A 25688-nucleotide genomic window follows, 5' to 3' on the forward strand; every position below is an offset into this window, starting at 1 on the left:
AAGCAGCTGCACCAGTTGCATCAGCACCAGCATCAAGCCAAACGCACAACCTGCCTGATCTAGGTGTGGACAGTGCTGAAGTCGCTGATGTAATGGTGAAAGTTGGTGATACTGTGACCAAAGATCAGCCGTTGATTCTAGTTGAATCAGACAAAGCATCTGTGGAAGTACCTGCACCGGTTGATGGTGTTGTAGAAGCTATCCTTGTCAAACAAGGCGATGCCGTATCAAACGGTCAAGCATTCATCACCATCAAAGGTGGTGCATCTGTTGACACTGCACCGGCTGCCCCTGCACAAGCAGAACAGTCTGCACAAGCACCTGTACTAGCAACAGCTGAACAGCCTGCACAAGCAGCTGCACCAGTTGCATCAGCACCAGCATCAAGCCAAACGCACAACCTGCCCGATCTGGGCGTGGACAGTGCTGAAGTTGCTGATGTGATGGTCAAGGTTGGCGATACCGTCACCAAAGATCAACCATTAATTTTGGTGGAATCAGACAAGGCATCTGTGGAAGTGCCTGCACCGGTTGATGGTGTTGTAGAAGCTATCCTTGTTAAGCAAGGCGATGCCGTATCAAACGGTCAAGCGTTCATCACCATCAAAGGTGGTGCACAGGCTTCTGCGCCTGTGGCGACTGCTACACCTGCCGCACCTGCACAAGCGCCACAAGCCAGTGCGCCAAAAGCAGCTGCACCACAAGCAAGCGCAGCACCAAGTCAAAAATTGCCTGAAGCTGTCGTGAACGAAAAAGCACGCAATGCTCATGCAGGCCCTGCGGTGCGTAAGCTGGCTCGTGAGATGGGTGTGGATATTAGCCTTGTGACAGGTACAGCAGCACATGGTCGTATCCTAAAAGAAGACCTATTCGGCTATGTCAAGAGCGTGATGAGCGGCGCTACCAAGCCTGCAGCTGCAGCAAGTGCACAAGCTCCTGCGGCACGAGTTGGCTTGCCACCACTACCAGATATGTCAAACAAAGAAATCTGGGGTGAGATTGAGACTGTTGAGCTATCTCGACTACAAAAAGTCTCTATCCCACAGTTGAACTTGAACACGCTGATTCCGCAAGTCACCCAGTTTGACCTAGCGGACATCACCGACACCGAGAACTTGCGCAATGAGCTTAAGGGCGAATTTAAAGCGCAGGGCGTAAGCCTAACCATCTTGGCATTTATCGTTAAGGCAGTGGCATATGCGCTGACTCAGCATCCAAAATTCAACAGCCATGTCTCTGATGACAACACCCAAATGATTATCCGTAAGTCGGTCAATATGGGTATCGCTGTCGCAACGGATGATGGTCTGATTGTCCCTGTCATCAAAGATGCACAAGCTAAGGGCATCCGTCAGCTGGCTGTGGAAATTGGTGAACTTGCCAAAAAAGCTCGTGATAAGAAGCTGTCTGCCAAAGAACTGCAAGGCGCAAGCTTCACCATCTCAAGTCAAGGCAATATGGGCGGTACTTACTTCACGCCACTGGTCAATTTCCCACAAGTGGCAATTTTGGGTATCTCAGAATCAACCTTCCAACCACGCTGGAATGGCAAAGAGTTTGAGCCACGCCTAATGCTACCGCTGTCATTGTCTTATGACCATCGCGCCATCAATGGCGCTGATGCGGCAGTATTTACACGCTATATCGCCAAGCTATTGGCAGATCCACGCCGTATCTTGATGTAAGATATATCGTGTCAAGACGACAAAAAGGTGGCTTCGGCTGCCTTTTTTGTTATACTACATGAGTATCAAGGTTGGAGTTTATTATGCAAAAAGTTGCAATAGTATTTTTATACATCTATGAGTTTAACAAGTTTGACAAATCAATCTCTTAGGGTCTTTTTCGTCTAATGCAGGCTGATAGTACTGAAATTAAGTTTACATAAAATGGCAAAAGTCTTTTATTATGATGTGTATAAGTATAAAGAAAGTGGTGACTTTTACCATTTTAAGCTATTATTATGATAGTTAAGTTCTGTAATGTATAATACGGCACCATTTGAGATGATAAGCCGCCCAAGCTAAAAGTGTGGTTTGGCTTAAACTATGCGGTGCATTCTTATCATAAAGCCGATATAACTTCTATTTAGGTCTGGCGTTATTGATTTCAGTGACAGTTAAAGGTTTAGTTGTGCGAGCCATAACAGTACAGATGCCATCTAAAAGAGTGTAAAAATAAGCTGTACTGTTATTTATACTGTTATCAATACCAGATTTCAAGGTGGTATAGGCATCCACCGGACAACAAAAAACCCTTAAAGCTATATACTTCAAGAGTTTTCGTGTATTTTCGAATCCTTTCGGACTCTTGAATGGTACCAGTGGTCGGACTCGAACCGACACGCTTTTAAGGGCAACGGATTTTGAATCCGTCGTGTCTACCAATTTCACCACACTGGCATGTATGGTTAGCCTAACTGGCTATGTGTGCGTATTATACAGGAAAATTTTGAGCGGTCAAGCGTTTTTTTTGAAATTTATTTTATGTAAGCACTACTGGATTGATCTTTATGTAATATGTGCCGATTTGTGTGTCATCCATGCGTTAGGGGTTGCGCTTACATTACAACTCATCTAAGATAAGCATAATGGTGCGACCAACAAGGAGTGTTTATGTTCAAAGAATACAGCCAATACGACGCCATGGAACTTGCTAAGCCGATCAATGATGGGCAAATCAGCCCAAAAGAAGTCTTATTGGCAGCGATAGAGCATGCTGATCGCTTAAATCCCTCCCCAAATGCCATCTTCACCGCTTTGATGAGAAGGCACTGGCGGCGTGCGATACATTGCCCAAAGGAGCGTTTTTTGGCGTGCCATTTTTGTTAAAGGATTTATTGTACGAATATGCAGGCGAGCCTTTATCCATGGGCAGTCGCAGTGTGTGTGATCCCTAAGCACGACAACACAATCGTCAAACGCATCAAGCAAGCAGGGCTTAACTGCTTTGGCAAAACCAATACCCCAGAATTTGGCCTAATCATCACCACCGAACCCAAAGCTTTTGGGGCAACGCACAATCCCTTTAAGCATGGCTACAGCACAGGCGGCTCATCTGGCGGTAGTGCCGCTGCTGTCGCCAGTGGCATTGTACCGATGGCAGTCAGCGGTGATGGCGGCGGCTCTATCCGCTTTCCCGCGGCGTGGTGCGGTGTCTTTGGGCTAAAGCCCACGCGAGGCAGAAATCCCATTTCATCACTATTGGGCGAAGATTGGCTTGGTGCTGTGGCAAATCATGCCATCATACGCACCGTGCGTGACAGTGCCATGATGCTCGATGTGCTAAGCGGTGCAGAAATCGGTGCGCCTTTTGTTCTGCCGTCTGACAGCTTTTATCAGGCGAGCCAAACACCGCCAAAACGCCCAAAAATCACACTGCACAAGCGTCCTTTGGTCGCCAATACACCGATTGATGACGATGTCATGGACTGCCTTCATACGACCGTCAAGCGACTCGCCGATATGGGGCATATCATCGAAGAAGCTGAGCTTGATGTGGATATAGAAAGGTTGTGGCAGGATTTTTTAGTGGTGGTCGGCTGTCATACGGCGCATTTGGTGGATGAGATTGCACGCACACATGGCAAAGCGATGATTGCAGGTCTTGAACCACAAACTCTAAACCTCGCCATGTTTGGCAGATCTATGACGGCGCTGGATTTATTAACTGCCAAACAAGGATGGCACAGCGTGCGTTATCAAGTGGATAAACTGCTGCAAGACTACGATGTCATTCTATGCCCGACCGTGCCTACGCCTGCCGTACCGCATGAGCAGCTACCGCCAAAGCTGATGGATGAATTTATGATGGGTCTAACCAATCCTTTTAAATTTGGTAAATGGCTACTCAAATCAGGCGTCGTAGAAAAACTTAGCCATCCTGTCCAGTCCAAGATGGCGTTTACCATGCTTGCCAACATCACCGGCATGCCTGCGATGAGCGCGCCTGCGGGCATGAGCCGTGGTGGCTTGCCGATTGGGATGCAGCTCATCGCTCGGCTCAACGATGAAAAGACCCTATTTGCCATCGCAGGTGAGATGAAGCGGGCAGGGTGGTTTGTCAAGACGCCGATAGGTGACTGTTTACAATCATCATTGACTGATTATTAAAAAAATTCTCAGTGCTGTATGAGCTACATTTGAGATAGATTTTGGGATTGGTGATAATTTGGGTCAAAATGCCATGACTGGGTTTATTTTATGCTAAAATAGCGATAGTTTTTTTTTGAATTTTTATATAATTTACATGACAATTTCAAATAATTTTAGCCAATCAACACTCCCAACCAAGCCCAATTTCAAACATACCCTGCCATCGCTGGGTGGTGCGGATTTGGCGTATTGGCTTGCGATGACCGCCAAAAACCAAGATCGGCTGATTGTGATGATTACCATTAATCAAAATGAACTCAATCAGTTAGAAACTGAACTTGCGTTTTTTGGGGTGGATGCGCAGGTGTTCGCCGATTGGGAAATCTTGGCATACGATCAGCTCTCGGTGCACCAAGACATCACGTCAGAGCGGATTGCACTACTCACGCATATGCCAAAATCAGGGGTGCTACTGGTATCGGCGCAGACCTTGATGCAGCGCATTGCACCGCCAAGCTGGTTGATTGGGCGACATTTTGACCTGCAAGTCGGTGATCGATTTGATATTGACGAGCAAAGACAGCGTCTAGCAACCGCAGGCTACATCGCCACCGACAATGTCTTTGAGCCGGGGGAATATGCGGTGCGCGGTAGTATCGTCGATATTTTTGCGGTGGGGCAGGCGTTGCCGTTTCGCTTGGATTTATTTGATGATGAAATCGAAAGCATTCGGTTTTTTGATCCAGAATCACAGCGGACATTAAGCGATGATTCTTTAGAGAAATTGCGTAAAGATGCACAAGCAGGGCTGAATAATTTAGTATTTCACAAGCTACCATCGACCGCCAAAGTCAGCCAATTTAGCCTATTGCCCGCACGAGAATTCCCCCTAGAAGAAGGGCGAGAGCAATTTCGCCAAAACTTCGCTAGCCTATTCCCCAATGCCAGTGCACGCAAGCTTGACCTACACACTGATGTCATGGCAGGCATTGCACCATCGGGCATTGAGTATTATGCGCCGCTGTTTTTTGAGATTGAATCATGGATGACGACAGGGACGCTGTTTAGCTACTTGCCAAGCGATGCACTGCTTGTCAGCCATCATGACATCAGTACGCACCATGAGCAGTATTGGCAACAAATCCAAACCCGCTATCAGTCACGAGCGCATGATAAAGATTTGCCAATTTTGCCACCTGATTATTTATTTTTACCAAATAATGAATTTCATCAATCGCTCAAAGCCTACCCTAGAGTCATCATTGATACCCAAGATGGTGCAGTGCAGATGGATGGCGTCAGTGTACGCACGCCGCCTGTGCTACCGATTAATCATCAGTCGGCTGAGCCATTGTCGGCACTGCTTGAGTTTATCGAGCAGACACCGCAGCCGATGCTCCTACTGGCTGAGAGTGCAGGTCGCCGTGAGATTATCCTTGAGCTATTAAAAGGGAAAATCGCCACCAAAGTCGTTGCTGATTTTGATGAATTTTTGAGCAATCAAGCAAACTTTGTCACAGATAGTATTGCCATTAGCGTTGCGCCGATTGAGCGTTGGCTGTGGGTGGATGGCGAAGGCGGTTTTTGTGTCATCAGCGAGACGCAGATTTTTGGGCGGCAGGTATTGCAGACTCGCCGTCGTCGGCAGTCGAGCGTGTCGCAGGCGTTTTTGATCAAGTCGGTGACTGAGCTGACCGAAGGGGCGCTTGTCGTGCATCTTGAGCATGGGATTGGGCGTTATCATGGGCTGATTGTACTTGATGTGGGTGAAGGCGAGCAAGAGTTTATTCACCTAAAATACGCCGATGATGCCAGTATCTATGTACCGATTACCAATCTTGCTTTGATCGGTCGCTATAGCGGTACGGACTCTGAAGCAGTGGCATTATCCAAGATTGGCTCGGGTAAGTGGGAAAAAGCCAAGCTTAAGGCACTTGAGCAAATCCACGATGTCGCCGCCGAATTGCTCAATGTACAAGCACGGCGTAACGCCAAAGCAGGCATCAGCTTTGAGGTGGATATGGCGCAGTATGAGCTGTTCGCCAGTCAGTTCGCCTTTGAAGAGACCATTGACCAAGCTGCCGCCATCAACGCCATTATCCATGATATGAAACAGTCCAAGCCGATGGACCGCTTGATTTGTGGTGATGTAGGCTTTGGCAAGACCGAAGTGGCAATGCGTGCGGCATTCATCGCTGTGCAAGCAGGCTATCAAGTGGCGGTGCTCGTGCCGACGACACTGTTGGCAGGCCAGCATGAAGACAGTTTTTTGAACCGCTTTGCCGATTGGCCAATCCGTATCGAGAGCCTATCTCGTTTTGGTAACAAAAAACACCATGAACAAGTGCTTACTGATTTGGCAGCGGGCAAAGTTGATATCGTCATCGGCACACACAAGATGCTCCAAGACGATGTGACATTTGCCAAGCTTGGACTGATGATTATTGATGAAGAGCACCGCTTTGGTGTCCGTCACAAAGAGCGTATCAAAGCGATGCAAAGCGAGATTGACAGTCTGTCGATGACCGCCACGCCGATTCCCCGCACGCTAAATATGGCATTGTCAGGGATGCAGGATATTTCCATTATTGCCACACCGCCCGCCAGACGCCTAGCGATTAAGACTTTTTTGATGCCCAAGTCAGATGAAGTGATTGTCGATGCAATCTTGCGTGAGATTTTGCGTGGTGGGCAGGTGTATTATCTGCATAATGATGTGGCAAGTATCGAAGCAGCGGCGGAGAGCCTAAGAAATCTTGTCGGCGAAGCTCGTGTAGCGGTGGCACATGGACAGATGCATGAGCGAGAGCTGGCGGCGGTGATGAGTGATTTTTATCACAAAAAATTCAATATCCTAGTGGCGAGTACCATCATCGAAACCGGTATCGATGTGCCGAATGCCAACACCATCATCATCAACCGTGCTGATAAATTTGGCATCGCACAGCTGCACCAGCTGCGTGGGCGAGTGGGGCGTAGTCACCATCAGGCGTATTGCTATCTGCTTGTGCCATCGCTCAAGGGGCTTAGTAGCGACGCTAAAAAACGCCTAAACGCCATCACTCGAGCCAATACACTGGGCGCAGGCTTTATGCTGGCGTCCGAAGACCTTGAGATTCGTGGCGCAGGCGAGATTTTGGGCAAGGAGCAATCGGGTAATATGCAGACCATTGGCTTTGGGTTGTATATGGATATGCTTGAGCGTGCGACCCGTGCCATCAAACAGGGCAAGACGCCAAGCCTTGCGACACCGCTTGATTTGATTAGCGAAATTGACATTCATGCATCGGCGCTGATTCCTGATGACTATCTGGGTGATGTGCATGAGCGACTGCTATTTTATAAGCGTATCAGTAGCCTTGAGACGGTGGATGAGCTGATTGAGATTCGTACCGAGATGATTGACCGCTTTGGGGCATTGCCTGTGCCGACGCAGAATCTATTTGCCGTGCATCGCTGTCGTATCCGTGCCAAAGCACTTGGCATTACCAAGATGGATGCCACCGAACGCCATATCACCATTGAGTTTCGTCCTGATACGCCTGTTGATGGATTAGCGATTATCAAGCTGATTCAGTCGGGTGATGGCTATCGGATGCAAGGGGCGACGGCGATTCGCTATACTGCCAAAGCGGCGATGGATACGCAGATGCGTATTGATAAGCTTGGCGAGTTGCTACTGTATTTTGAAGGGCAATTAAACACGCACGAAGCGGGCTAATTTGCCAAAATTTCAAGCGTATGCATAACAAAGTTATGAAATTTTATGCTACAATAGCAGTGTTTTTTGGGCGTATTGCCAAGATTTTGATAATAATTTGAGAATAACTATGTTTCAACTACATCCGACTCTTGCCAAGGATACTTTTTTGGTGGGTGATTTTCCGTTATCGACGGTACGACTGATGAATGATTGCCAGTTTCCGTGGCTGATTTTGGTGCCACGAGTATCGGGTATCAAAGAGATTTATGAGCTAAGCCAAGCTGACCAAGTGCAGTTTTTGCGTGAGTCAAGTTGGGTATCTAGCCAGATGGCGAAGATTTTTGGTGCTGACAAGATGAATGTCGCCGCCCTAGGCAATCAAGTGCCACAGCTGCATTTTCATCATATCGTGCGTTACCAAAATGATGTCGCTTGGCCAAATCCTGTGTGGGGGCGTCCTGCCATCCCATACACCGCCGAAGTGCTAAGCCATATGCAGCAGACGCTGATGATGGCACTGCGTGGTCATCATGAGATGCCATTTGATTGGAAGATGTCAGTATAAGGCTTAAGTTGTTGATTATAATCATTTTTTTTAGATTGATAATCAACTTTCTACTACCTTAAATACTACCAAAGCCCTGCATATTACTACGCAGGGCTTTGTTTATTTTGACTAAAGGCATTGGCTATGGATTATTAAGATTAGCCAAGTTCTTTGATGGCTTCATTAAAGGATAGGGCGGTTGCGTCTTTTTCATTAATCAACAGCTCCAAACCTTCCGTTTGCCAATCAATGCCAATGGTTTCATCATTCCACACGATACTTCGCTCACTATCTTTATGATAAAAGTTTGTGGTTTTGTATAAAAATTGGGTATTATCTTCTAACGCAACAAAGCCATGAGCAAAGCCTGCTGGTATCCAAAATTGGCGATGTGTTTCGGTATTTAATTCCACACCGACCCATTGTCCAAAGGTTGGCGAGTTTTTACGAATATCTACTGCGACATCAAAGGCACGACCTTGCACCACACGCACCAATTTGCCTTGGGCATAAGGTGCAATTTGATAATGCAATCCACGCAACACACCCTTTGCTGACATAGAATGGTTATCTTGTACAAAGGTTGGTACATCAAAACCACGTTCTTTGAGTGCTTTTTCAAATACATTTTGGTTAAAACTTTCCATAAACCAACCACGCTCATCAGCAAAAATACGTGGTTCAAAAATCAATAGTTCAGGGATTTTGGTTTCTATGACGTTCATGTTTGCACCTTAACCATTGTGTTCTTTATGCAATTTTAATAAATATTGTCCGTAGCCTGTTTTCTTAAAAAACTCTGCTCGTGCTAATAATTGTTCATCATTTATCCAGCCATTCGCATAGGCAATTTCTTCTAAACATGCTACTTTTAAGCCCTGTCGATGTTCAATGGTTTGTACAAATCGGCTTGCATCAAGTAATGAATCGTGTGTTCCTGTATCGAGCCAAGCAAAACCACGCCCAAGCAATTCAACATTTAATGTATCTTTTTGTAAATACACATTATTAACATCAGTGATTTCTAATTCACCGCGATGCGAAGGTTTGATATTTTTGGCGATTTCTACCACATCATTGTCATAAAAATAAAGTCCAGTTACGGCATAATGTGATTTTGGCTCGGCAGGTTTTTCTTCAATGCTTAAGGCTTTGCCATTTTTATCAAATTCTACCACACCAAAACGCTCTGGGTCATTCACATAATAGCCAAATACGGTCGCTCCTGTTGTCTGTGCTGATGCACGGCGTAATTGTTCGCTAAAATGCTGACCGTAGAAGATATTATCACCCAAAATTAAGCAAACATTATCATCGCCAATAAATTCTTCACCTAAAATAAAGGCCTCTGCTAAGCCATCTGGACTTGGTTGGACTTTGTAGGATAATTTTAAGCCAATCTCTTCACCTGTTCCCAGTAGTTTTTCAAAATTTGGTAAATCTTCAGGCGTTGAAATAATCAAAATTTCTTGAATACCTGCCAACATCAGCACCGATAATGGATAATAAATCATCGGTTTATCATAAATTGGCAATAATTGTTTTGATGTTCCCATGGTGATTGGGTATAGGCGAGTGCCTGACCCGCCTGCCAAGATAATGCCTTTACGGTTTTTAGTTATCATGAATCAGTTCTCCAAGCACTTGGCGAACGCCTTGTTGCCAATGTGGTAAATGTAATAAAAAATTGCGTTGTAATTTGCTGGTATTAAGTCGTGAATTATGTGGACGCTTCGCAGGCGTTGGGTAATCTGCTGTGCCAATGGCATTGATTTGTTTCACCATCAAGTCTGCCCCCATTTCTTGAGCCACATCAAAAATAAACTTAGCATAGTCATACCATGAACATTCGCCTTGTGGTGCAAGATGGTAATGCCCCATCTCAATACTTGTAGAGTTCAGCTGATATTGACGAATGATTTGGGCGGTAATGTCTGCAATCAAACTTGCCCCTGTTGGACTACCAATTTGGTCGGCAATAATTCCAAGCGTTTCACGGCTTGCTCCCAGTTTTAACATGGTTTTGATAAAATTATTGCCATGTGTGCCATAGACCCAACTGGTGCGAAGGTTGATAAAGTTTGCTCCGCTTTGTTCAAGTGCAAGTTCGCCTTGACGCTTGGTTTGCCCATACACATTGATAGGGTTGGTATTATCTTCTTCTGTCCAAGCAGTTTCGCCTGTACCATCAAACACATAATCGGTTGAATAATGTATCAATAGGGCTTGATGTTGTTTTGCTAACTCTGCCAAATGTTTTACAGCCAAATGGTTAATTAACTCTGCTTGCACAGCATCGCTTTCGGCTTTATCAACCGCAGTATAAGCGGCCCCATTAACCACAATATCAGGGCAAATTTGCTGAAATGCGTGTGTTATTGCATCAAAATTCGCCACATCACCACATAAACCATCAGCATTGCTATGACGGTCTAGGGCATAAACCTGTCCTAAGGGTTGTAAACTTCTGTCTAGTTCCCAACCGACTTGACCGTTTTTACCTAAAAGTAAAATTTTCATGATGTTTTTTGTTCCTGTAACCGCTCATATAAAGTATCAATTTGAGTAATATCACCATCTTTGGACAAAATAGGTAATTGATTAACTTTTGCAGTAGCATAATGAAACATATCAAATTTACGCTTATCTAAATTTTTATGTTGTCCAGCTTGTCGAGCAGAATATTCATCAAAACGATAGAGTTCAATTGCTAAATCAGACACATTATTTGTAATATCAAGTGTTTGAAATTCTGCCAAGGCTTGCATTAAGCGATGAAATTTCTCGTTTTCTTCAAATGTAATGCCACGCAATACTTCATAACGAATTAAGGGCGTAAGTACAAATTTGCTTTCTGTTGATGAAAGTAAATTTGCAAACTCTTGTAAAACCGCTTTACGCTTTTCTTTATCAGCATTTTCATCTAGTAAATATATTAAATAATTGGTATCTAGCAAATAAGTCGTCATCATTATTTCTCCATATTTGCCAGTTCTGCTTGTACAAGAGCCAATAAAGCTTGTTTTGCAATAAGTTGTTCATCGGCTTGTACGGCTTGAAGTTTCATTTTATTTAAATCAACATCAAAGGCATCTTTTAATACATCAATAAAAGAGGCTTTATTTGGTGATTCAATAGGACGACTATATACGACACCATCTTCTATATTGCGTTCTAAGCGATAAGCTTCGCCTTGTTGTAACTGGCTAATCACCAATGATGAATGCGTTGATACGATAAAAGTTGTATTGACAAATAACCGTTTTAATAGTGGAATGATTTTAACCTGCCATTGATTGTGCAAATGACTTTCTATTTCATCAATGATAACCACACCACGAACATGAGCGATATTTTGCTCATTGGTATAATAACTATAGCCTGAAATAATCGCTTGTAGAATTTTTAGAATAGAAGTAAATCCACTGGATAACTCGGATAATTCTGTTTTTTGATTGGCAACCTTAATAAATACTCGATGATTACCCGATATTTCCAAAAACTCAGCATCAATGCGTGAATCAATTTCATGCAATAAGCGTAATAAAGTGATAATTTCAATTTCACGATTATCTGCATCCGCTTGGAAACGATTAGACGATTGAGCTCGTTGAATTAACCATGACTCAATATTGCTCGTCATATTTAAGTTTTTTAGCTTATCTGAATCATTTTTAAATGCTTGTTTAATCTGCTCCAAATAGTTTTGTAGTCGTTGCTGTTTATCGCCCAAGCTAGCAATGCTATCATAATGATTCAGGCGTTGTATCGTACTTCGTTGTTGAGCAGCAATATAAACTACTGGTAAATGGTGTTTTATTTGAACAAAAGGGTTGTTGGAAATGTGAATATAATCTTCTTGATGGTTATTTAAAAATTCTTGACCATCAATTACAAGATGACGAAAAGGTAGCCCATGGTAGTCTAAATATAGATTATTTTGGCGTTGCCAATGTTCGCTGGCAAGTAACAATACTGCAAACAAACTTTCTAACAGTTTGGTTTTACCTATGCCATTTTCACCAATAAAAGTATAAACTCTTTGGGGTGAGATTAAATCCAATTGAATCTGTCCCACACCTTTTACCGCAAAGAATTTTATATTTTTTGTGAGAATATCTATCATGGTTTTAATCCTGATATTGCTTATTTATCCAGTTTTGGTATTCACCGCTTTGAACGTGCTCAACCCACTCTTGATTATCCAAATACCATTGCACCGTTTTACGCAAGCCTGTGGCAAAGGTTTCTTGTGGTGTCCAACCTAAATCCGCCCCAATTTTGCTTGCATCAATGGCATAGCGTAAGTCATGCCCTGGGCGGTCTTTCACATAAGTGATTAAATCTCTAAAATGCACAACGCCTTTTGGTTTATTTGGTGCAAGCTCTTCTAATAATTCACAAATGGCTTTGACCACATCAATATTTTTCTGCTCATTGTGTCCGCCAATGTTGTAAGTTTCGCCCACTTTTGCGGTTGTTGCCACTAAAAATAAGGCACGAGCATGGTCTTCTACATAGAGCCAATCACGGATTTGTAAGCCATTGCCATATACAGGTAAAGGCTTGCCATTTAACGCATTTAAAATAGTTAATGGAATTAATTTTTCAGGGAAATGATAAGGCCCGTAATTATTTGAGCAATTCGTAATTACCACAGGCAAGCCATAAGTACGGTGCCATGCACGCACTAAATGGTCAGAACTGGCTTTACTGGCGGAATACGGTGAACTTGGAGCATAAGGTGTGGTTTCAGTAAATAAATCGTCTGTGCCTTCCAAATCGCCATACACTTCATCGGTTGAAATATGATGGAAACGGAATGTTGCCTTTTTATCCTCACTTAACCCATGATAATAATGGCGAGCGACTTCTAACAGCGTATAAGTACCGATAATATTGGTTTGAATAAATTCGCTTGAACCGGTAATCGAACGGTCCACATGACTTTCTGCCGCCAAGTGCATAATGATATCTGGAGCAAATTCATTAAACAATCGCTCAATTTCCGTACGATTACAAATATCTGTTTGGCTAAATTGATAGCGTGGATTGTCAGACACAGATAATAAGGATTCTAAATTGCCTGCATAAGTCAATTTGTCCACATTTAACACATGATGCTCGGTCGTTTGCAAAATATGGCGAACAACAGCTGAACCGATAAATCCTGCACCGCCTGTGATTAGGATGTTCATTGCGTAAATTCCAAAAAAATCATAAATCAATATTAATTCTTAAGTATGTAAGTTGTCTTGGTTAAAGAATAATGTTACCAATTAAATTATTGGTAACATTATACATATCATACATAGTCAAGATTTGGGAGGGTTGAGCAGATTTTGAGAATGTCCATTCCTTAATTTCCGAATAGAGTCCCTAACCCAATGAGCAAAAGCTCTAGACTTTAAAAATTTTTTTCTAGTTGCCCGAATTTTTTCTTTGATTTTTCTAAAAAACTTGCTTATAGGATTTACTTTTTTGTAAAAATAGTAAACCATCTCATACATCTCATCATCCCTTTGATTTCGAGAGGTTGTATTGTGAATATGCCAAATTAACTCATTTTTGGTTTTTTCAGCATCTTGAAGTAATATGTGTAAAAGTCCAAAATTTGCTTGATTATCCAAAAGAGCTTGGCGAACCATGGCGTTACAATATTCTGTTTGATATTTTAGGTGCTTGTCCACCCCAGCAATGACAGGGTTACCGTAAGTACCGTTTGCATTTGGACGGTGATGATAGTAGGCTAATTTTTTATTTAAGGTCTTGATTTCGCCAAGTCTAAACAGTCTCAAGTTATAGTCCCAATCTCCCAATACGGGTAGATTTTCATTAAAACCACCAATAAGTTTTGCAGCTCTCATTCTGATGAGTAGGCAGATTGGCGGCGCAATATTGCCTTTAATTAAGGTGTTGATATCAACAAATTCTTTCCAGTAACCCCAATCAAATATAGCAAGTTCTTTAACAGTATCATTATTGATCTCTTCATGAACAACTTGACAATTGCATATGACAGCAACGGCTGACTTATCTAGCTGTAAGAATTGCACAGTTTCTTGTAAGAATTCCGGATGCCATGAATCATCATCGTCATGCACAACTAAAAATTCTTCATGCGCAATTTGAAAGGCGCAGTTTGATGCCGCTTCCATGCCTAATGAAGTTGGGTTGTGGATTATGGTAATTCTTTGCTGCAGATTATGTGAATAAACATCCACTAAATCTTCAACATCTTTTGGATCACCACCATCATTGACTATATACAAATGCCAATTTTGGTAGCTCTGCTCCAAGACGCTATTAATTGCTCTTGCTAATAAGATAGCACGATTTTTGGTGCGCATGATAATAGCGACTGAACCATCGGCTTTTATTTGATGATTGTCTTGTAGCTCATTGATAATAGGGTATAATTGATTATTAAGCACCGTCATTAGTCCTTCTCAAAATTTACTTTTGATTAATTCTGGATAGTAATCAAAGTGTTGGCGAGCGATTTGGTATGCTGTAGGATTTTTTTCTTTTATACCAAGATTAATCCAATGGGTCATCACACCCGCAGGCCAACCTCCTCTGTGAAGCAAAACAGAAACTTGCTCTTGTGTTTTTGGCAGATTGTTAGGAATAATCCGATGAAACTCATCATGATTGTGTAGCATGCTATGTTCTATTGCGCCTAATGTTTCTATTTCATGTTTATTTGGAGAGCAAAAAACCTGAGCCATGGCAGCATTTGCACTAGCAATGCTAATATCAGTAGCTAGAATACCCATATAACTTCCAGTTGTTACCCATTCAGATATTGCTTGCAAGGCATAGTCTTGAAATAACTTAAAAGTCTCATTAAATGAGTTGATGTATGCATATCCCTTATCTTCCTTTAGGGTCGGATAGTAACATCCGTCCGTATTGGATAAATAAAAATCAACTGTTGTTTGATGATCGGCTGAATGAAAATTTTCCAGCAGATTGATTGAGTTCATCAGTGTAGTTGTTTCATCCTGTCTGAGAAATTTATTCCAAAAAGCGGCAGTCATTGGCCCATTTTTATATAGCCTACCTGTGGTATTTTGACGAAATAAACCATAATAATAGCCATATACTTTTGAGTCAACGCCAAAGTAACTGCGTAAGCTGGCAATAGACATTTGAATAGTACCATTCCAACCTAAGTCAACTACAGCAATCTTGTTATTATCACTCATTAGTCCTTCTTGATGATAGTAATTAGTTGTGTTTTCAAACACTTGCTTAAAAACAGGTAGTAAATCATCAAGTAAAAATTCTTGAATATAGCCCTTAACCTCATCTATCCTAGACCAGTCAATTTTTGAGTTTAGATTGCCAAAAATAGTTTTGAATCCATCTTGATAAATTCTTGTTTGAGAAATATTGAATGGCTCAAAAATTTGAGCGTAGCTATCCTCTGGTTCACAAGATTCATTGATAATAAAGTTTAGCGATGCATCAGATAGGCATCGATCTTTAACAATTTCTGTATAGCATAAAGAGTATCTTAAAACTCGTCTTGAGACATATAGATAGCTCGATGTACAGCCGATTTTATTATCAAAATCTTGAAGTTGCCAAGCTTTATGGATTGCCTGAGCATCTCTTGCGCAGAAAAATACATGGTCAATTTTCTGAGTTTTAATTTGCTCTGCTAGCCAATTTGTAAAACTGTATAAAATTATTGATCCTAAAGATGTGCCCAAGGAAGACCACATATATTTTTTGGTACAAGAATCCAAACTTTTTCGAAGCTTAGTAGCTTGACTAAGAAAAGAAAATGGTAATAAGTTAGGATTTAATTCCGCACCCACTCGGCGTTCGTTTAGGAATCTATCGTAGTGTTTTGTTTGAATGCCATATTTGTTTGGTGTTATAACATCCGCATGGATATTGTCTCCAAAATGAAAGATTTTTTTTCATTTCCAACGACATTTTTTACTTCGGTCCAGATTTTGCCACTATGTTTGGTTTTGCCAAAAAATGAAGAAACGAATAAATAGTCGTAATTATCAAACCCATTAGTTTTTAGAATCATTTCAATGTCTTGTGGATGAAGATACATGTCAGAGACAAAGATGATGGTTTTGCCTAGCTTTTTTAGCTGAGAGATTAATTCGGAGTGATCGGAAATGGCGACACAAAGGTCAATCTCAGAGCTCACTTCACAAGATTTTGCAGCATTTGCAAAATCTTGTGTATAACCAAATTGAGCAACTAACGCATTATAAATTTCGTCAATAGTAATTTCTTCAGCTCTATTTTTGTTGAAGGCCGTATTTCTAGCTTGCTGTTCTGCAAGCAGGCGATTTTTTGCAAAGCCTCTTGCAAGAATATATCCTTGTGATACTAGCTTTGCCTCAATAAAAGCAAAAACATCAATAGGGCATTCAACCAATCGAGTCACAACGGTATCAAATACATCAAAAGAAATAATATCAAAATCTTGAAGTTGATTTAACATCAAGTCAACATAGTTTTTATTTGTTGCCATTCTATTTTTTTCATAATCTGTACGAACCGCTAAAAGCATTTGATTTGCATCAAAATGAGCGTTGGATATGGTCATAAGAGTCCTTATTTGAAAATGTTAAGTGTATCAAATTATGTTATTTAGATGGTTAGTTGGCTTTTGTTAAACTTCTTAACTTAGCATAATACCCATTTTGAGCCATCAATTCTTGATGACTGCCCTCTTCAATAATCTTACCTTCGTCCATGACGACAATGCGATCAGCCTGTTCGATAGTGGTCAGACGATGAGCGACAATGATACTCGTGCGACCATGCATCAAGCGTTCAAGTGCTTGCTGTACAAGGCGCTCTGACTCATTATCAAGTGCGCTTGTCGCTTCATCAAGCAGTAGGATTGGCGCATCTTTTAGGATGGCACGAGCGATCGATACACGCTGACGCTGACCGCCAGATAGCTGACCGCCATTAGCACCGATTGGTTGGTGCAGCCCTAATGGGTGTTTATTGACCAAGTCGGACAAATTCGCCGCTTCTAGTGCTGCCATTACATCACTTTCTGTCGCATCAGGGCGTGAGTAGCGCACATTTTCAAACAAAGTATCGTCAAACAAAAACACATCTTGAGACACCAGTGAGAACTGTGCACGCAGATTAACTAGGCGAAGCTCATTAATATCTATACCATCAAGCGTAATGCATCCTGCAGTTGGTGTTACAAAGCGGGGTAATAGATTGACCGCTGTCGTCTTGCCAGAGCCAGAGCGACCCACAAAAGCAACTTTCTCACCGGCATTAATGGTTAGGCAAAAATTATTAAGTGCTTTACGACTTTCGTTATTATATTGTACATCAATGTTGCAAAATTGCAAGTTGCCAGCAACATTATTAAGCTCAATTTTGCCTTGATCGACTTCAGGTTCGGTATCGAGAAATTGACATACGGAATCTGCTGCCAAAAACATCGTCTGCATGGGAATGGTGATGTTGGCAAGGTTTTTGATCGGGCCAAACATCTGCATCATCGCTACAATGAATGCCATAAACTCACCGATGGTTGTGACGCCATTTTGGCTTTGCCACAGAGCAATAAAAATCACCACAGCGAGCGCAGTCGATCCGATCGCTTCACTGATGGGTGAGCGAGCAGCGGTGGCCTGCATGATTTTTTTACCAAGACGGACGATCGTGTTATTAACATCGCCAAAGCGCTTGGCAGCTTGGGATTGACCGCCAAATAATTTCACCACTCGATGACCTTGATGTACTTCATTGACAGTGCTATTCAGCGTACCGATGGATAGCTGAGCACCGTTAATGATATTCTTGAGTCGATTGCGATAATATCGGGTTAGTGCTGATAAAATCGGAAACATGACCATAATGGTAAGTGCTAGTTGCCAGTTGAGATAAAACAGCACGCATACCAAGCCGATGACGATCAGTGTATCACGAGTCAGCACAATAAAGACATTGCTGGCGTTATTGATTGAGCTTTCGGCCATTTGTACGATATTCATCAATACTTGTCCAGATGGCGTGTCTTGAAAATAACTCGATGGCAAGGTAAGCATCTTATCAAACATATCACGGCGCAGATGGCTGATGGCGACGACCGCTACCCAAGTCATCAAATACTGGCTGATAAAGCGACAAATGCCACGAAAAATCACCAAAGCCATAAAAAAGATAGGAACAATCCAAACCTTATTTTCTGTCCCCCAAATCGCATACATAAAGCTGTCTTTGAGATGCTTGAAGCTGGCGATTAGTCCATCGCCATCCTGAATTGGCGCAGTACCATCAGGAATGGCAAAGCCTTGATTGACAAGTGGTGCGATAAATGCTGCTAAATAGCTTTCGGTAAATGCCACACCGACGATCGCAAGCAATGCGGCGATGATGCGAAATTTATACGGCTTGACATAAGTCATCAGACGCATAAAGCTTTTGGTGTCTTCTTGGCTAAATAGCCCAAAGGTGAGTTTGCTGATCATGGTCGCTCTTATTGTTTGGTGTGTGTGGTTGTGGTTTGTCGTAAGCAGTTATCCAGTGCGATAAACGGATGAATACCGAGCATATAATGTATCCAGTTGGTAAAAGAATACTTATAAATAATCTCTTGATTTGGCGATCGATAAGGTTTTTTGAGAAAACTCTGTATTTCTTCGGGGGTGATGTGATCGGTCCATATCAAGATATTGTGATCATCATAAAAATCATACTGTGCGATATTGGCATTGTTCGTGATGAGTTTTTTGGCGTAATATAACGCTTCAAACGCTCGAAAAGACAAGCCGCCATGCACATCATTTAAGATATCTACAACAATATCTGCAGATTCGACATTTGCCAAATTCTCTTCAAATGAGATGTTTTTATCCAAAAAAGTTACCGAATAAGGCTTGTATTCACTTTGCTTATGTTGCTGACCGCTTATGCCAGCAATCAAAAACATGGGTTCTATGTCTGATTGATGTAGGCAGTTAAGCATTTTTAGCAAAGTGGGCGTTCGCTGATCTAAATGAGATCCAACAAAATAAGCTTTTGGTGGCTTATTTTCGTCTTGAGATGTTTTTTGATTTTTTTGGGTATAATCAAAGTAAAAATTTGTGATCAGCTGCAAATCGTATTGATGGTATTTTTGAATATCAGCTGGATCAAAAACAAAAAAATTGTCAAAAAAATGTATTTTTGAGAATACATCTGGGAATCGATCCAATCCATCCCATTGGTAGCCAATTTTTTTGTTAGAAATTTCTTGCAAAAAGCTTAAAAATTCGTCCGAAAACATATCGGGTCGAATGGTTAGCATATAATCAATTTGTTTATGTTGATGCAAGAAATCCAAAAGCATGGCTTTACCTTCTCGATCTTGATTTTTCGCCTTATAGCTAAAATCCCTAAAAATTAATTTGCGAAAAAAATTAACCATTCTTTCAAAAAAATTTTTGTACTGAAACGCAGGGCGTTCATATTTGATCACGGTAAAGCCACAGTGAGAGAGATTTTTGGCAATCAAGTCACTAATCCCCATATCCTGTGGGGCGACCAAGATAATGGTTTTAGCTGCTGAATTAACAGTGGTCATGTTTCGTACTTCCAATGATTACTTGATATTAAGATGAAATTAAATTTAGATATTTTTGTACAGTTGCTGGTAGGTTGAACCAGATTTTTGGCGAGCTTTGAAATTGCATCGGTGCTTGGCAGGCTTCATCCATTTTTTGGGCGAGTGATTCTATGTCTTGAACAGGCACAAGGTTTTGACTTGGCAGAATCTCAGCAGGGCCTGATGGACAATCGGTGCTAATCACTGGCGTATCCAGCACAATCGACTCAAGGATGGCAATTGAAAAACCTTCAAAGTCAGAAGCGATAACCATAATATCAGCGTGTTTTATCCAAGGATAAGGATTTTTTTGAAATCCTGCAAAAATCACTTGCCCATCTAGTCCAAGCTCATGAACCAGTTGTTTATTTTGTTCAAGCAGTGGACCTGTACCAACAAGCACCAAAGGTTTGAGCCGTTTGGATTTGGCATAGGCTCGAATCAAGATGTCATGTCGTTTTTGTTGTTTAAATTTGCCAACATGCACCATGTAGCCTTGATAGGGTGGTTGATATGCGTCAGCATCTATGATGATGGCATCGGCATCGATGGGATTGTAGATGGTTTGGATGTCGCTGTCTTTGCCGAAAAGTGCCAAAAAATCATTGGTGACTCCTTGGCTGACACCAATACAGGGTTTGGATTGATAAATCTGCTTGAGATGCGATAGCTGTGTAGCTGACGCTGAGCGGTATTCTTCGCTCATAGTGTTGTGAATAACCAGATGCACATTTGGCAGTTTGCTTTTATGCAGGATCAGATCCACAGGATATAGATTGGATAGTACCAAATCTGGCATGCCAATTTCACGCATGACAAAGCGATCAAAGGCGGCGCACGCTACAGCACTACGCATAAACTTAGGCAAAATGCGATAGCGACGATAATCAAAATAATGCAGCTGCACACCATCAGGGACTGGCAAATCGATAATTGGCTTAAAATATATGATATGCGCATCGTGACCTGCATCAATCAAGCCTTTGGCAAGCGTCAAAGCAAAGCGTTCTGCGCCATTGCCTTGTAGGGTGAATATCGCTAGTACGACAGTTTTTTTCATTTAAATCGTTCTTTATCAAATTCAATATATCTTCGCTGTGCCTTGCTCATGACTGATAGATGGCGCAGTCCCATGCGTAGCTGTGCCGATAGTCGGCGCAGCTTAAAGGTCAGCTTTTGACCAAAGTTATCATACACTACCGCATGATGCTCAGATCGCCCAATGGTGGAATCGAAGCGCAAATCATCGCCAAGCCCATAAGCGTGCATTTGATCCTGTTGAATCATTGCGGCAGGTTCGATCTGATAGCCGTTCAGTTCATAGCTTGCGCAGATGAAACCATCAGCGATGGCAGGGGCGGATCGTTCTAGTCGGTCTAACAATTTTTTGGCACCACTTGGATATAGGATATAACCACCTGCACCCGTGCGATCTTGATACAATCGATATAGCTGATATTGCTCATTCATCAGCTGATATGCTGGCGTTTTATCGATGATTTTTTTGCGGCTACGCACTTCTAGATTGATCAAGTCAGCATCGCTGATTTTTTTATCAATGTCGGCTAATAGCTGTGCTAAATTCTGCACCAAGACAGCATCATCTTCCAGAATAAGACACGGCTCACCATGCTCAAGCACTGTTTGCCATGCACGCTTATGACTCAAAAAACACGCAAGCTCTACTTTACGAAGCGGGCGCTGCCACCCAAATGCTAGACGGCGATAGTCATCATCACTAATATCATCGACGCTCACAGCAGGCAAGATATCAAAGCTTAGCCCAAGCTGTGCAAACTGTCGCTGCTGAAAGGCGAGTCGATCACTTGATTTTGGTAAATTAATCAATAAAGTTTTCATCAATTACCACCAGCGAGTGCGTTCACGGGTATGGCGTGCACGAAAACGACTATATACCGTATCATGCTCAGCTAGCTGTAGCCGATCAAAAATCTCGATGACGATTTGACCCAGTGGATGATGGGCGCATACTTTATCGAGTCGCCATCGCATATTGCGCAGGCTATCATCTGTACCGACAGCAAAGGCGGCAGTGCCATCAAATAAGGCGACTCGTTCGGTTTGTAGGCGCTGACGCACATCATCATGCTCAATATCTGTAGCTTGGCAGAGTAGTCGCTCAGTTTCTTGAAGTTTGATGGTGTTAATTAGGATGTTGGCATTCATCAATATGGCTTGCAAAGTAGCATCTTCATCATGATCGATGAAGGTGTCACATGCTGATATTAGCCAACGAGTGTTTAAATGTTGTAATAAAAAATCTCTTTCTGCAAGCCATAATGCTTTGAACTTTTGAAAATTGGCTTCGGTGTCGATTTCACGACGAATCAGCACGATCAAGCTTGCGTGGTAGTGGCACAGTGTCGGCAGACCGACGAATTCTTGGCGTAGATCGTTGATATGCGTCTGCAAATCTTTTGCTGAGCCATAGGTGTAGATGGTGTCATCACCTGTGATGAGCGTGGCTTTCATGCTTTCGATGTCTTGACCATCAAGCGCTTGCGTGACAATGTCGGCGCCGAAGCGTCGTTGGTGACGGCTAAAAGAAAACCAGCGTTCTAATTTGGACTTTTGTCTTGGTGGCATGCCATATCCTATGAATCGTGATGATGTCTGTTAATCTAAATGCTTTATTTTACTTGAATTACTGTTTATACGCCAGTGTTTTACCAAATCTCAACCGTCACGAAGCTAGTAAAATGCCCCAATTTTCAGTACAATGGATCAATTTGTTAAGTCTTAGAGTAACACAATGATGAATTACACAATCCGTCGTGCCATGATGTCGATATTAGCGCTATCTGTACTTGGGCTATCGGCCTGCAGTGAATCCACCACTAAAGCCACCGAAACTACCAAAACAGAGTCGGCAGATACGGCGACAGTATCCAATTTTGAAGGCTGTTATGCCATTGAGCAAGGCTCACCTGCATTGATAAAAATCAGTAAAGATGGCACAGGCTATGCGATGCAAATGAAAGAAAATGCCGATAAGGCACAAGCATGGGACGAGCCCGAAATGCTTGATAGCCTAAGCACTGATGATGCTTGGCAATATTTTGCAAGCAACAGCCTGAATCTGAACAAGTCAGACCTAATCGGCGATGCCATCGTGCGTAAAGACAAGGTGATGGCAATGGCACAGGTGCAATCCGCCGCTGCCAATACCAATCCATTTCTTGACAGTGCTTATGTGGTGATGTTGATTAATAAAGTTGCCACCATTTATCAAGTGCTGTGTGATGACACTCGTGTGGATATGATTAAGGACTTTCACCATGCGACACCAAGCACGACACCAAGTGCATCACAAGACAGCACTCAATCAAAATAATACGCGAATCACTGGGGGAGAATATGGGATTTTTGGGTTATTTATTGATGGGTAGTATCGTCTATGTGATAGGCTTTATGGTGAATCTAAAGCTACTTCGCCCCAAGCGTCAAGCAGGCGTGATTGATTCTGCGACGCATCCGATTATCTTATCATGGGTGGGGGCGTGCTTTGTGATTATGCTTGGCGTATCGGCACTGCTTGGGCGATTTGTGCTGGGTCATGATGGCTTTGATTGGGCATTTATTGTGGTCAATAGCCTTGTGGCGACGGCGGTGTTTTATTTTGGGCTTAATCCTGATACATCACAGATGAATTTGCCGGATTGATATTGACTATTGACCACTGTAAATTTTTGGGTCAAGTAATCATTTATCGGCCATTATGATTTGTTGTTCATTTTTTATGATGAATATTGCCGCTGATTTCAAGGTTGATTTTAGCAGATTAACCATGAAATCGGTGGTTTTTTATGCTTAATTCATCAATATTTATGATGTATAAATTTTAATATCTTATATATTTAACTATACGAATTTATATCAATTAATCATATTAAATAAAATACGCGATGGCTTGTTATACATAAATGTATAAAAACAATAAAATCAATAAGTTAATGATAAATCTTTAGTAATATTTGCCAATTATATGACATTATCTATAAGTTATTGCCTATTTATCGTATTTTCTGATAATAGCATAAATTATGCTAATTGATACTTTACCGACCAAAAAAATTAGCGTATGATAGCTACCAAGTTAGCAAGCAAAGCTTGAACAACCTGAACAGGCAGTTGCTTGGCTGACGACTGATTACTAATGTCCCTAAAAATAGGAGTAAGTTATGTCAAATAAACTATTTGATTTGATCGAATCATCAGGTGCTAAGTGGGTAGATTTTCGTTTTACCGACACGCATGGCAAGGAGCTACACCTGACTTTCCCAGCATCGACTGTGGATGAAGACACTCTAGAAGATGGCAAGATGTTCGACGGCTCATCAGTGGCTGGTTGGAAAGGTATCGAAGCATCTGACATGATCTTGCTTCCTGATCCAGAGACTGCCTATCTTGATCCATTCTTTGAAGCGCCAACTGTGGTGGTTACCTGTGATGTCATCGAGCCTGCTACCCTACAAGGCTACGAAAAAGACCCACGCTCAATCGCTCGTCGTGCCGAAACTTACCTAAAATCAACTGGTATCGGCGATACCGCATTCTTTGGTCCAGAGCCTGAATTCTTTGTATTTGACGAAGTCAAATGGGACATCGACCAATCAGGCGCTCGTAGCACCATCAAATCAGAAGCAGCTGCATGGTCAACCAATAATGACTACCCATGGGGCAACAACGGTCAGCGTCCACACGTCAAAGGCGGCTATGCGGTGACTGCACCTGTGGATCACTACCATGATATGCGTGCGGTGATGTGTGATCGCATTGAAGACATCATGGGCGAAGGCCGTGTGGAAGTGCATCACCACGAAGTCGCATCAAGCCAGCTTGAAATCGGCGTATCGTTCAATACTTTGGTCAAAAAAGCAGACGAAGTACAGCAGTTCAAATATGTGGTACAAAATGTTGCGAACCAATTTGGCAAAACGGCAACCTTTATGCCAAAACCAATCGTCGGTGACAACGGCTCAGGTATGCACGTGCATATGTCGATCTCAAAAGATGGCGTAAACACTTTCTCAGGTGATGAGTACGCAGGTCTATCAACCACTGCGCTACACTTCATCGGCGGTATCATCAAGCACGCTCGTGCCCTAAATGCTATCACCAACCCAACGGTGAACAGCTACAAGCGTCTAGTACCGCACTTTGAAGCGCCGATTAAGCTTGCTTACTCAGCATCAAACCGCTCAGCATCGATCCGTATTCCACACGTATCAAGCCCGAAAGCGGTGCGTATCGAAGCTCGCTTCCCAGATCCTGCGGCGAACCCATACCTATGCTTTGCAGCGCTATTGATGGCGGGTATCGATGGTATCGAGAATAAGGTCGATCCGGGTGAGGCAGCGGATAAGAACCTATACGACTTGCCACCAGAAGAAGAAGCATTGATCCCAACTGTGGCAGAAAACCTAGAAGCTGCCCTAAAAGCTCTTAAAGAAGACCATGCCTTCCTACTTAAAGGCGATGTGTTCTCTAAAGAGATGATTGATGCTTATATCGATCTAAAAATGCAAGAAGTACACAAGATGAACGAAGCGGTACATCCACTTGAGTTTGATCTGTACTATCGCTGCTAATCAAATATTGCTAATCTATTCAATGATTTAGCAATACAATCATGAACAAACCCCAAGAGTGTAGTAGCTTTTGGGGTTTGTTTTGTTGATGGGTGATATAAGCTGTGAAAATGATTTTGGGATGAAATCAATG

General features: G+C 42.4%; 22 protein-coding genes and 1 tRNA gene. 8 read left to right on the forward strand and 15 right to left on the reverse strand.

Translation table 11 applies throughout. The features are described 5' to 3' along the window. Positions 1-92: 92 nt before the first annotated feature. A complete protein-coding gene (locus Q0N89_RS03120; RefSeq protein ID WP_294033446.1) occupies positions 93-1685 on the forward strand; it encodes a 2-oxo acid dehydrogenase subunit E2 in 1593 nt (530 codons plus the stop codon). Positions 1686-2315: 630 nt separating this feature from the next. Here Q0N89_RS03120 and Q0N89_RS03125 read toward each other — a convergent pair. Continuing rightward, positions 2316-2402: transfer RNA gene (locus tag Q0N89_RS03125), tRNA-Leu, on the reverse strand. Between the two features lie 213 nt (positions 2403-2615). Here Q0N89_RS03125 and Q0N89_RS03130 point away from each other — a divergent pair. The 4 genes from Q0N89_RS03130 (at position 2616) to Q0N89_RS03145 (ending at position 8362) form a co-directional block, all read left to right on the forward strand. Continuing rightward, positions 2616-2831, forward strand: coding sequence for a hypothetical protein (locus Q0N89_RS03130; protein WP_294033340.1), 216 nt, complete (start codon positions 2616-2618; stop codon positions 2829-2831). A gap of 18 nt (positions 2832-2849) precedes the next feature. Beyond that, on the forward strand, positions 2850-4112 hold the full coding sequence (locus tag Q0N89_RS03135) for an amidase (protein WP_294033341.1): 1263 nt from the start codon (positions 2850-2852) through the stop codon (positions 4110-4112). 136 nt (positions 4113-4248) lie between these two features. Then, entirely contained in the window at positions 4249-7815 is a 3567-nt protein-coding gene (gene mfd, locus Q0N89_RS03140) for a transcription-repair coupling factor (RefSeq protein ID WP_294033342.1), read from the forward strand. A 109-nt stretch (positions 7816-7924) separates the two neighbouring features. Further along, on the forward strand, positions 7925-8362 hold the full coding sequence (locus tag Q0N89_RS03145) for an HIT domain-containing protein (protein ID WP_078255036.1): 438 nt from the start codon (positions 7925-7927) through the stop codon (positions 8360-8362). A 140-nt stretch (positions 8363-8502) separates the two neighbouring features. On the opposite strand, the gene rfbC is transcribed toward Q0N89_RS03145, so the two are convergent. From rfbC to Q0N89_RS03215, 14 genes are all read right to left on the reverse strand, one after another. Next, positions 8503-9069 carry a dTDP-4-dehydrorhamnose 3,5-epimerase gene (rfbC, locus tag Q0N89_RS03150; protein WP_294033343.1) on the reverse strand — a complete coding sequence of 189 codons (567 nt, stop codon included), beginning with the start codon at positions 9067-9069 and terminating at the stop codon, positions 8503-8505. 9 nt (positions 9070-9078) lie between these two features. Next, positions 9079-9969 carry a glucose-1-phosphate thymidylyltransferase RfbA gene (gene rfbA / locus Q0N89_RS03155; RefSeq protein ID WP_294033344.1) on the reverse strand — a complete coding sequence of 297 codons (891 nt, stop codon included), beginning with the start codon at positions 9967-9969 and terminating at the stop codon, positions 9079-9081. Continuing rightward, entirely contained in the window at positions 9959-10864 is a 906-nt protein-coding gene (gene rfbD / locus Q0N89_RS03160) for a dTDP-4-dehydrorhamnose reductase (RefSeq protein WP_294033345.1), read from the reverse strand. The genes rfbA and rfbD overlap by 11 nt, the downstream gene beginning before the upstream one ends. Then, on the reverse strand, positions 10861-11316 hold the full coding sequence (locus tag Q0N89_RS03165; RefSeq protein ID WP_294033346.1) for a type II toxin-antitoxin system VapC family toxin: 456 nt from the start codon (positions 11314-11316) through the stop codon (positions 10861-10863). Before Q0N89_RS03165 ends, rfbD begins: the two co-directional genes overlap by 4 nt. Continuing rightward, the gene (locus Q0N89_RS03170) at positions 11316-12470 is read right to left on the reverse strand and encodes an AAA family ATPase (protein WP_294033347.1); all 1155 of its coding nucleotides are present in this window, start codon (positions 12468-12470) and stop codon (positions 11316-11318) included. The genes Q0N89_RS03165 and Q0N89_RS03170 overlap by 1 nt, the downstream gene beginning before the upstream one ends. 4 nt (positions 12471-12474) lie before the next feature. Next, entirely contained in the window at positions 12475-13542 is a 1068-nt protein-coding gene (gene rfbB / locus Q0N89_RS03175; protein ID WP_294033348.1) for a dTDP-glucose 4,6-dehydratase, read from the reverse strand. A 117-nt stretch (positions 13543-13659) separates the two neighbouring features. Next, complete coding sequence (locus Q0N89_RS03180; RefSeq protein ID WP_294033349.1) at positions 13660-14784, reverse strand: glycosyltransferase family A protein; 1125 nt, start codon at positions 14782-14784, stop codon at positions 13660-13662. Positions 14785-14793: 9 nt separating this feature from the next. Next, entirely contained in the window at positions 14794-16173 is a 1380-nt protein-coding gene (locus Q0N89_RS03185; protein ID WP_294033350.1) for a hypothetical protein, read from the reverse strand. Positions 16174-16232: 59 nt separating this feature from the next. After that, positions 16233-16928, reverse strand: coding sequence for a hypothetical protein (locus Q0N89_RS03190; RefSeq protein WP_294033351.1), 696 nt, complete (start codon positions 16926-16928; stop codon positions 16233-16235). Between the two features lie 52 nt (positions 16929-16980). Then, the gene (gene msbA, locus Q0N89_RS03195; RefSeq protein WP_294033352.1) at positions 16981-18828 is read right to left on the reverse strand and encodes a lipid A export permease/ATP-binding protein MsbA; all 1848 of its coding nucleotides are present in this window, start codon (positions 18826-18828) and stop codon (positions 16981-16983) included. Positions 18829-18836: 8 nt separating this feature from the next. Beyond that, a complete protein-coding gene (locus Q0N89_RS03200) occupies positions 18837-19922 on the reverse strand; it encodes a hypothetical protein (protein WP_294033353.1) in 1086 nt (361 codons plus the stop codon). 28 nt (positions 19923-19950) lie between these two features. Next, positions 19951-21003 carry a glycosyltransferase gene (locus tag Q0N89_RS03205; RefSeq protein ID WP_294033354.1) on the reverse strand — a complete coding sequence of 351 codons (1053 nt, stop codon included), beginning with the start codon at positions 21001-21003 and terminating at the stop codon, positions 19951-19953. After that, entirely contained in the window at positions 21000-21803 is an 804-nt protein-coding gene (locus tag Q0N89_RS03210) for a glycosyltransferase family 25 protein (protein ID WP_294033355.1), read from the reverse strand. Before Q0N89_RS03210 ends, Q0N89_RS03205 begins: the two co-directional genes overlap by 4 nt. 3 nt (positions 21804-21806) lie before the next feature. Further along, a complete protein-coding gene (locus tag Q0N89_RS03215; protein WP_294033356.1) occupies positions 21807-22550 on the reverse strand; it encodes a hypothetical protein in 744 nt (247 codons plus the stop codon). A 166-nt stretch (positions 22551-22716) separates the two neighbouring features. Between Q0N89_RS03215 and Q0N89_RS03220 the strand changes: the two genes are divergently transcribed. The 3 genes from Q0N89_RS03220 to glnA all read left to right on the forward strand — a co-directional run bounded on the left by Q0N89_RS03220 (position 22717) and on the right by glnA (position 25555). After that, positions 22717-23298, forward strand: a complete 582-nt coding sequence (locus Q0N89_RS03220) for a hypothetical protein (RefSeq protein ID WP_294033357.1) — start codon at positions 22717-22719, stop codon at positions 23296-23298. Positions 23299-23321: 23 nt separating this feature from the next. After that, positions 23322-23627, forward strand: coding sequence for a DUF4149 domain-containing protein (locus Q0N89_RS03225; RefSeq protein WP_078255025.1), 306 nt, complete (start codon positions 23322-23324; stop codon positions 23625-23627). Between the two features lie 518 nt (positions 23628-24145). Further along, positions 24146-25555: a type I glutamate--ammonia ligase gene (glnA, locus tag Q0N89_RS03230; RefSeq protein ID WP_294033358.1), complete on the forward strand. Its 1410-nt coding sequence runs from the start codon at positions 24146-24148 to the stop codon at positions 25553-25555. The last annotated feature ends 133 nt before the right edge of the window (positions 25556-25688 follow it).

Source organism: uncultured Moraxella sp. (assembly GCF_945873075.1).
GTDB lineage: Bacteria > Pseudomonadota > Gammaproteobacteria > Pseudomonadales > Moraxellaceae > Moraxella.